This window comes from Roseateles sp. P5_B10 (assembly GCF_056400485.1).
On sequence record NZ_JBFULE010000148.1, the window covers coordinates 1 to 9,478 of the forward strand.

Consider the following 9,478-nt stretch of genomic DNA (forward strand, 5'->3'; position numbering starts at 1 on the left):
ACGTAGCAGACGCCCTGCAGGTTGCTGCCCAGCTGTGCCGCCAGGCGGATGCGCTGCGCCTCGCCGCCCGACAAGGTGGGCGCCGCGCGGTCCAGCGTCAGATAGCCCAGGCCCACCTCCTGCAGGAACTCCAGCCGGCCGAGGATTTCGCTGACCACGTCGCGGGCGATGTCGGCGTCGCGGCCATGCAGGTGCAGGCCCTTCACCCAGCTGTGCGCCTCGCCGACGCTCCAGGCGGCGACGTCGCCGATGCCCTTGTGCTCGAACTCGACCGAGCGTGCGGTCGGGTTCAGCCGCGTGCCATGGCAGTCCGGGCAGACCGCGTCCGTCAGGCCTTCGACCTCGGCCTCCTCGGACGGAAAGCTCTGCTCGCGGCCGCGGTTGTCGTCGGACTGGACGCTGTCGTCGAGTTCCTTGCGCTGCTCGCGTGTCAGCGCCAGGCCCGTGCCGACGCAGCCCTTGCACCAGCCGTGCTTGGAGTTGTACGAAAACAGGCGCGGGTCCAGCTCGGGGTAGCTGGTGCCGCAGACCGGGCAGGCACGCTTGGTGGAGAAGACCTTGACCGTGCCGACGCCAGCGCCGGTCGAGCCTTCTTCCACGCTGAGGCCGTCCAGCGGCGCCAGCAGGTGCAGCACGCCTTTGCCGACGTCCAGCGCCTTGGCCAGCAACTCGCGCAGCTCGGCCTCGCGTGCGGGCTCGATGACGAGGTCGCCGACCGGCAGCTCCAGCGTGTGCTCCTTGAAGCGGTCGATGCGCGGCCACGGCGACGTGGGCAGAAACTCGCCGTCGACGCGCAGATGCGTGTGGCCGCGGCCCTTGGCCCATTTGGCGAGGTCGGTGTAGACGCCCTTGCGCGCCACCACCAGCGGCGCCAGCAGGCCCACATGCTGGCCGCGATAGTCGCGCATCAGCTGCGCGGCGATGGACTCGACGCTCTGCGGCCGCACCGGCGCGCCGTCGTTGATGCAATGCTGCACGCCCAGCTTCACGTAGAGCAGGCGCAGGAAGTGCCAGACCTCGGTCGTCGTCGCGACCGTGCTCTTGCGGCCGCCGCGGGACAGGCGCTGTTCGATAGCGACAGTGGGCGGGATGCCCCACACCGCGTCCACCTCGGGCCGGCCGGCCGGCTGCACGATGCTGCGGGCGTAGGCGTTCAGCGATTCGAGGTAACGGCGCTGGCCTTCGTTGAACAGGATGTCGAAGGCCAGCGTGGACTTGCCGGAGCCGGACACACCCGTCACGACATTGAACTTGCCGCGCGGGATGTCGACGCTCAGGCCCTTGAGGTTGTGCTCGCGGGCATTGACGATCTTGATGGCCTCATCGGCCTGGCGGCGGCCGCGGATGATGGACTGCAGCGCGCGGCCTTCTTCCACGGCCATGGCCGGGCGGTCCATGTGCAGCGCGTAGTCGCGCAGCGCGGCGGCGGTGTGCGAGCTCGCATGCTTGGTGATCTCCTCGGGTGTGCCGACGCAGACGACCTCGCCGCCGGTCTCGCCGCCTTCGGGGCCGAGGTCGATGAGCCAGTCGGCCGCGCGGATGACGTCGAGGTTGTGCTCGATGATGATCAGCGAGTGGCCGGCAGAGAGCAGCTTGCGCAACGCGCGCATGAGCTTGGCGATGTCGTCGAAATGCAGGCCCGTCGTGGGCTCGTCGAACAGGAACAGCGTGCCCTTCTTGGCGACGCCGAAACGCGGCGACGCCGCCGCCTCCGCCAGGAAACCCGCAAGCTTCAGGCGCTGCGCCTCGCCGCCCGACAACGTCGGCACGGGCTGGCCCAGGCGCACGTATTCCAGGCCCACGTCGACGATGGGCTGCAGCTTGGCCAGCACGGCGCGGTGCTCGCTGAACAGGTTCACCGCCTCGGCGACGGTCAGCTCCAGCACGTCGGACACGCTGAGGTCTCTATCCTTCAGCGCCAGCTTCACGTCCAGCATCTCGGCGCGGAAGCGCTTGCCGTCGCAGTCCGGGCAGCGCAGGTAGACATCGCTGAGGAACTGCATCTCCACGTGCTCGAAGCCCGAGCCGCCGCAGGTCGGGCAGCGGCCGTCGCCGGCGTTGAAGCTGAACATGCCGGCCGTGTAGCTGCGCTCGACGGCCAGCGGCGCGACGGCAAACAGCTTGCGGATCTCGTCGAAGGCGCCGACATAGCTGGCCGGGTTGGAGCGCGCCGTCTTGCCGATGGGCGACTGGTCCACGAACACCGCGTCGGCGAGAAAGTCGCCACCCAGCAGCCGCTCGTGCGCGCCAGGCGTCTCGGTGGCCTTGCCGAACTGGCGGGCCAGGGCCGGGTAGAGCACGTCCTGCATCAGCGTGCTCTTGCCCGAACCGCTCACGCCGGTGACGACGACGAGGCGCTGCAGCGGGAACTCGACTGTCACGTCGCGCAGGTTGTGCTCGCGCACGCCTTCGAGGATGAGCTTGGGCGTCGATTCGTCCACCAGCCGCTTGAGCCCCATGCCGACATGCTTGCGCCCGCCGAGGTAGGCGCCGGTCAGCGTATCGGCCGAGCGGATGTCGTCGGGCGTGCCGTCGTAGACGATCTGCCCGCCGCGCTCGCCGGGGCCGGGGCCCATGTCGATGAGGCGATCGGCCGCCAGCATCACCGCCGGATCATGCTCGACGACGACCAGCGTGTTACCCGCATCGCGCAGGCGCTGCATGGCCTGCACGATGCGGCCCATGTCGCGCGGGTGCAGGCCGATGCTGGGCTCGTCCAGCACGAACAGCGTGTTGACCAGCGAGGTGCCCAGCGCCGTCGTCAGGTTGATGCGCTGCACTTCGCCGCCGGAGAGGGTGCGGCTCTGGCGGTCCAGCGTCAGATAGCCCAGGCCCACGTCGCACAGGTAGCGGCTGCGGTGGCGGATCTCGTCGAGCAGCAGCTTCAGCGCTTCGTCCAGCATCGTGCTGGGCAGCTGCAGGCCATCGACAAAGTTGCGCAGGCGCTGGATGGGCAACTGCATCAGGTCGTGCAGGGACAGGCCCGGCAGCGTCTCCAGTTGCTGGCGACTCCAATCCACGCCGACCGACAGGAAGCGTTGCTCCGCGGGCAGCGCCACGTCGGCCAGCTCCTTGGCACCGACACGCCACAGCAGCGCCTCGGTCTTCAGCCGCGCGCCGCGGCAGGAAGGGCACTCGGTATAGCTGCGGTACTTGGACAAGAGCACGCGGATGTGCATCTTGTAGGCCTTGCTCTCCAGGTAGTCGAAGAAGCGCTTGACCCCGTACCACTGCTTGTTCCAGTTGCCGTTCCAGTTCGGCGTGCCGTTGATGACCCATTCGCGGTGAGCGGCGGAAAGATCCTTCCACGGCGTGTCGCGCGGGATGCCGGCCTCGCCGGCGTACTTCAGCAGATCCTCCTGGCAGTCCTTCCAGGCCGGCGTCTGCATGGGCTTGATGGCGCCGTTGCGCAGGGTCTTGCGGTCGTCGGGAATGACGAGGCCAAGATCGACGCCGATGACGCGGCCGAAGCCGCGGCAGCTGTCGCAAGCGCCGAAAGCGGAGTTGAAGGAGAACAGCGCCGGCTGCGGGTCGGCGTAGCGGATGTCGCTTTCGGGACAGTGAAGGCCGGTCGAGAACCGCCAGAGTGTGGCGCCGTCGTCACCGACGTGAACATTCACCCGACCCGCGCCGCGCTTCAAGCACAGCTCGATGGCTTCCATCGCGCGCTGCTTGTCGGCCCCCTGGATGCGGAAGCGATCGGCCACCACATCCAGCACCTTCTTGCCCTCAACCTCGCGCTCGCCCTGCACCCGCGTGAACCCGCTGGCGGACAGCCACTGCTGCACCTGCTCCGCGCTCGTGTTGCCGGGCAATTCCACCGGAAAACTGAGCACCATCCTGGGGTCCCCGGCTGCTTCGCCACGAGCCAGCAGTTCCACATAAATGCTCTGGGCCGTGTCATGCCTGACCGGCAGCGCCGTCTTGCGGTCAAACAGCTCCGCCGCGCGCGCAAAAAGCAGCTTCAGGTGGTCATTCAGCTCCGTCATGGTGCCCACCGTGGAGCGGCTGGTGCGCACCGGGTTGGTCTGGTCGATGGCGATGGCGGGCGGCACGCCATCCACCTTGTCCACCGCCGGGCGGTCCATGCGGTCCAGGAACTGACGGGCGTAAGCGGAAAAGGTCTCCACGTAGCGACGCTGGCCCTCGGCATAGAGGGTGTCGAACACCAGGCTGGACTTGCCCGAGCCGCTGGGCCCGGTGACGACGGTCAGCTCCGCTGTGCGCAGATCGAGGTCAAGATTCTTGAGGTTGTGCTGCCGAGCGCCTCGGATGCGGATCAGACCGTCAGACATTGATGGGGGCCAAAACGACAAAGGCGAGCAGTGTAGGGAGACGCATGGACGAAAACTGTCAGCACCCGCGACCGACGAGCGGTCGTTTCAGGCGACATGAGCGGCCCAAGTCGCACTGCATTCATGGGGCATCCGGTTGCGCTGCGGCGCCAGCTGAGGCAACAATGGCTCACGGCTCCTCGAGGGCCGCATAAGAAAAGAACAAGCTGACACAAGGACATGGGGATGGACAAGTCGAGGTTGCCCGAGCCGGCGCAGGTGCTGGTTCCCTTCTGGCTCAATGCCGCCACCGACGGTGCGGGTGTTGACGCGCCGGAGCCCGACGAGGGCGGTACCGCCCCGAGCCAACGACAAGCCCAGGTCCTGCTCGTCGAGGACAACCACATCAACCAGGTCGTCGCGCTGGAATTCCTCGCGCTGATGGGCGTTCAGGCCCGCCTGGCCAGGAACGGCCTCGAAGCCCTGTCGGCCTGTGCCGAGTCCGCCCCGGATCTCGTGCTGATGGATATCCAGATGCCCGGCATGGACGGCCTGGAATGTGCCCGCCGCATCCGCACCCAGCAGCGCGAGGGCAAGCTGCCCGCATTCCCCATCCTGGCACTGACGGCCCATGCGCTGGATGCCGACGTGGCCGCCAGCCTCGAGGCCGGCATGGACGAGCACCTGACCAAGCCGCTGGACTTCGTCGCACTGCGCACGCGGCTGCAGCGCTGGCTCCAGTTGCCCGAGCCGAACTGACGGACCCAGCGCCTAGACCCGCGGCCCCGCATACAAATGCCAGCGGGATCGCCCCGCACGCTTGGCGTCGTAGAGCGCCAGGTCGGCCGCCTTGTACAACCCGTCCACATCCTGCGCGTCGCGCGGATAGCAGGCGGCACCGATGCTCGCGCTGGGCAGCGTCAGCGATGACTGCCCCTGAGGCAGCACCTGGGCCAGCGCCTGGGCAATTCGGCGGCATACCGCTTCCGCTGCAGCCGGCTCGATGGTGTCGGGCAGCAGCACGGCGAACTCGTCGCCGCCCAGCCTGGCCGTGCGATCCGCTTCCCGCACGGCGAGCCCCAGGCAGGCGCTGACCGTCCTCAGCACCGCGTCGCCGGCGTCGTGTCCCTGGGTGTCGTTGATCTGCTTGAAATGGTCAAGGTCGATCAGCAGCAGGTACAGCCCCAGCCCGTTGCGCTGCGCCTGGGCCATCAGGTGGCGAAGGTCGTCGTTGAACAGGCGCCGGTTGGCCAGCCCGGTCAGGCCGTCGTAGTAGGCGAGTTGCTCCAGCTGCTGCTGGCTTCTCTGGAGCTCGCTCGTGCGCTGCTCCAGCGCCACCGTGCGCTCGGCCACCAGCAACTCCAGCGTGCGCTGGCGCCGCCGCAGGATCAGCGTGCGCGCCTGCATCATCGCGACGAGCAGCGCGGCCACCGCCACGCCCAGGCCGACGCGAAACCACAGCATCTCGTGCCAGCGCGGCCGCACATGCAGCGGCAGCCGCAACACCTCGGACCACCCGCCCTGCGCGCCGGCGCCGCGCAGCTCCAGCACATGGTCGCCGGGCGGCAGATTGGTGTAGGTGGCGATGCGCCGGTTCGGCTCGGTGGCGACCCAATCGGCGTCGACACCCGGCAACCGGTATTCGTAGCGGTTGCGTTCAGGCGCGCCGTAGTCGAGCACCGAGAACTCGACCAGCAGGCTGCGTCGCTGTGGTTCGAGAGTCAGGGCTTCGTCGCCGGGCGAGGCCGGTGGCACCACGGCCCGCACACCGCCCAGCCGCACTTCAGTGATCACCAGCGGCGCCGGTTCGGCGCGGGCCACGGGCTGGCGCGGGTCCACGATGGTCAAGCCGCCGATGCCGCCAAACAGCAGCATGCCGTCGGCACTGGACGCGCCCGCGTTGGTCCAGTAGGTGGGGATACCCACCCCCTCGGCCGCGCGCAGGCTGCGCACGCGCAGGCTGTCCTGTGCGATGTGGGCGATGCCGCCGTCGGTGCTGGCCCAGACGTCGCCGTTCGGCGCCAGCACCAGCGCATCGACGCCGTTGTGCGGCAGTCCTTCGGCCAGGGTGATGCGCCTGACCTGCGGTTGGGCTTGCGGCGCCTGCGCGGCCTCCATCACGCGCACGCCGGCGCCGAAGCTGGCCACCCACAGGCGGCCAAGGCGGTCCAGCAGCATGGAGGAGACATAGCCAACGGGAAAGCCCACCCGGCCGGGCGCGTCGGGCGCCAGCCGGCTCAGTGCCATCGTGGCCGTGTCCAGCCGCAACACGCCCGTGCGCGTGCCCACCCACAGCACGCCGTCCCGGCCCTCCAGCAGCGCGGTGACGCGCTGCTCGTCCAGGCGGCTGCCGTCCTCATGCGCCAGCACGCCCAGTTGCAGGCCATCGGCCGGGGCCACCGCCCACAGGCCGTCGAGACCGCCCAGCCAGAGCCGGCCGTCCTGCATCGCCATGGCCCACACCGACGCGGTGGGTGACCGGCCGGGGATAGCCAGCCGTTGCACCGCTCGGCCATCGGCCGTGGCGCGATACAGCCCGCGCTGGGTACCGAGATAGACCACGCCGTCGGGCGCGCGCACCATGCTCAGCACGCGGCCTGGCGGCAGCGCGGTGGCCGGTATGGCAGCGTCGGGCCGCAATGCCGCTGTGCGGCCCTGATCGGCCCTGACGATGTCGATGCCACCGTCGCCCGTGCTGAGCCAGACGCTGCCATCGGGCATGGGCAGCACGCAAGGCACGTTGAGGTGGCTGATGCCAGCCGTTGCGCCGGGGCCGCCGAACCAGGTGCTGACCGTGACCTGGCGCGCGTCGTGGTGGCTGAGCCCCGTGTCGGTGGCGACCCAGAGCAGCCCGCTGCGATCGCGGTACATCGCGGCGACGTCGTCGTCGGGCAGGCTGGCCGCGCTGTCCGAGCGGTGCCGCACGCGACGCATCTCCCAGCGGCGGGTGTCGATGCGCAGGATGCCGCCCCCATCGGGGGCCAGCCACACGTCACCAGGCGCGGCCTCGGCCATCACGCGGATCGGCGCGTTGCCCAGCCCCGTCGCGTCGGCGCCAGCCGCCTGCAACAGGCGATGCAACGGCACCGCCTCAGCCTCAGGCTCGGGCTCGATCACGAAAACGCCATACGAACGCGTGCCAACCCAGACCCGCCGCTGGCTGTCCAGCAGCAGCCTGGCGACGAATGGCGCGTGCTCTTCGGCCGGCAGCCCGACCTGCACGAAACGATCGCTGCCGGCACCGCGACGGAAGAGGCCCTTGTCGGTGCCAACCCACAGGCCGCCCGTCGAGTCGCGCAGCAGCGCCAGCACGGCGCCATCGGGCAGGCCTTTGGTCCCGGCCAGTACCGCATGGCGCTGGACCGTACCGCGGCTGGTATCCAGCAGGTCCAGACCGGCACCGGTGCCGACCCACAGCAGGCCGTTGCCCTCGTCGAGCATGGCGTGCACGCTCTTGCGGCTCAGCGCCGCGCCGGCAGCCAACGGGGCGACGAAACGGTCGGTGCGCGCCTCATACCGCACCAGGCCACCGGCGCTGGTGCCTACCCAAAGACGCCGTTGGTCATCGACATGCAGCGCTTGCACGTAACTGTCGGGCAAGGCACCGGACGAAGCCATGTCGCTGACATAGCTGCGAAGCTGATAACCATCCCAACGGGACAGCCCGGATTGCGTGGCGATCCAGAGGAAGCCTTCGCCGTCCTGGGCCAGCGCGGTGAAGGACATCGGCGCGACCAGCACCTGGTGGAACACCGCATCCGAACGGGCGGCCCAGGCCGTCGGGGCGGGCTCGTCTGCCGCCCGGGCGCCACCGCCCAACGCAAGCCCAAGCAGGGCGACGAAGCGCGCCCATCTGTTGATCAGCGAGAAAAAGTGACCCATGCCGTCGCAAGGCGCATGCACGGCTGCAGCTTGCGCGCAGCGGCGCATTTCGCGCGTCCTCTGACGGTCAGGATACGGTACAAAACCACTGCGACACCAGCGGCCGCGGACTTGTTGCAACTGCGGCTGGCGCCGGGAAATCGCCCGCTCAGCCCGCCACCGGCACGTAGACGTAGCCGACGTTGCGCACGGTCTTGATGACCTCCGGCTTGTCGGGGTTGCGCTCCACCTTGCGGCGCAGGCGCATGACGCGCAGGTCGATGCTGCGGTCGAACACGTCCCAGCCGCGGTTGTGGGCCTGCTCCATGATCTGGTCGCGGTTCAGCGGGCGATTGGGGTGGCGGGCAAACAGCGCCAGCAGGTCGAACTCGGCGGCCGTGATGTCGATCTCCTCGCCCACCGCGCCAAAGAGCTTGCGCTGGGCCATGTCGAGTTCGCACAGGCCAAAGGCAACGCGCTCCGGATCGCTCGGTGCGAGCACAGGTGCCGGCGCGGCCGTCACCTGCAGGCGTCGCAGCACGGCGCGCACGCGGGCCAGCAGTTCGCGCAGCTCAAAGGGCTTGGCGATGTAATCGTCCGCCCCCACCTCCAGGCCGACGATGCGGTCGATGGCCTCGCCCGCCGTAGTCAGCATCAGCACAGCCAGGCGCGGATGGGCTTCACGCAGCGCGCGGGCCAGGGACAGACCGTTCTCGCCCGGCATGTTGATGTCGAGCACGGCCACATCGGGTACACGCTCGGCGACGCGGGCGCGCGCCGCGGCAGCGTCCTGGGCCTGCATGACCTCGAAGCCGTTGCGGCCGAAATACTCGGCCAGCAGGGCACGCAATTCAGGCTCGTCGTCGACGAGCAGCACGGTGGGCGAGGTGTTTGGCATGGCGGCGAATGATAGGCAGGCCGGCCTTGCTCGGGGCAAGGCAGCGTGGTGTTGAAACAAACGCAACACAGTCGAGCCGACGTGAAGCGCGCTTGAAACCGGCGCGGCCGACAGTGGCGACACACCAACCGGAAGACCCTCATGCACTACCGCAGCGACAACCCCTCCACCGACTGGCCCGAAACGATGCTCGTCGGCTGCCGCAGCGAAGCCTTCGCCGAGGACCTCGAACACGCCCCTGCGCCCTCGCCCCGCTGGAACCTGCTCGAGCGCCTCATCATGGCCTTGCCACTGCTGTGCGTGTTCGCACCCGTCGCCGACGCTTATCTCATCCATTGACACCRAGGCTGCCATGACCCCGCACCAAATCCACCTGATCCGCAGCAGCTTCGCGCCGCTCATGCCCCTGGCGCCCACCGTCGCCGAGGCCTTCTACGCCCAGCTG

General features: G+C 69.1%; 5 protein-coding genes. 2 read left to right on the forward strand and 3 right to left on the reverse strand.

Going from position 1 to position 9,478, the window contains the following annotated elements:
* Nucleotides 1-4,295 (reverse strand): excinuclease ABC subunit UvrA (gene uvrA, locus AC1DU6_RS11935; protein ID WP_477857408.1); only part of this gene is annotated, 4,295 nt, incomplete at its 3' end.
* A 225-nt stretch (nt 4,296-4,520) separates the two neighbouring features.
* Here uvrA and AC1DU6_RS11940 point away from each other — a divergent pair.
* Nucleotides 4,521-5,033 carry a response regulator gene (locus AC1DU6_RS11940; protein ID WP_056202681.1) on the forward strand — a complete coding sequence of 171 codons (513 nt, stop codon included), beginning with the start codon at nt 4,521-4,523 and terminating at the stop codon, nt 5,031-5,033.
* A gap of 12 nt (nt 5,034-5,045) precedes the next feature.
* Here AC1DU6_RS11940 and AC1DU6_RS11945 read toward each other — a convergent pair whose 3' ends face one another.
* Together AC1DU6_RS11945 and AC1DU6_RS11950 are read right to left on the reverse strand one after the other, a co-directional pair.
* Nucleotides 5,046-8,204 carry a two-component regulator propeller domain-containing protein gene (locus AC1DU6_RS11945; RefSeq protein WP_457442800.1) on the reverse strand — a complete coding sequence of 1,053 codons (3,159 nt, stop codon included), beginning with the start codon at nt 8,202-8,204 and terminating at the stop codon, nt 5,046-5,048.
* 100 nt (nt 8,205-8,304) lie between these two features.
* Complete coding sequence (locus tag AC1DU6_RS11950; protein WP_457325727.1) at nt 8,305-9,033, reverse strand: response regulator; 729 nt, start codon at nt 9,031-9,033, stop codon at nt 8,305-8,307.
* Nucleotides 9,034-9,174: 141 nt separating this feature from the next.
* Here AC1DU6_RS11950 and AC1DU6_RS11955 point away from each other — a divergent pair, with 141 nt between their 5' ends.
* A complete protein-coding gene (locus AC1DU6_RS11955; protein WP_056202667.1) occupies nt 9,175-9,372 on the forward strand; it encodes a hypothetical protein in 198 nt (65 codons plus the stop codon).
* Nucleotides 9,373-9,478: the final 106 nt, after the last annotated feature.

Excerpts from the sequence above, each read along its gene's own strand:
- AC1DU6_RS11940 (WP_056202681.1), top strand. The coding sequence starts at position 4,521 with ATGGACAAGTCGAGGTTGCCCGAGCCGGCGCAGGTGCTGGTTCCCTTC.
- AC1DU6_RS11945 (WP_457442800.1), bottom strand. The coding sequence starts at position 8,204 with ATGCGCCGCTGCGCGCAAGCTGCAGCCGTGCATGCGCCTTGCGACGGC.
- AC1DU6_RS11950 (WP_457325727.1), bottom strand. The coding sequence starts at position 9,033 with ATGCCAAACACCTCGCCCACCGTGCTGCTCGTCGACGACGAGCCTGAA.
- AC1DU6_RS11955 (WP_056202667.1), top strand. The coding sequence starts at position 9,175 with ATGCACTACCGCAGCGACAACCCCTCCACCGACTGGCCCGAAACGATG.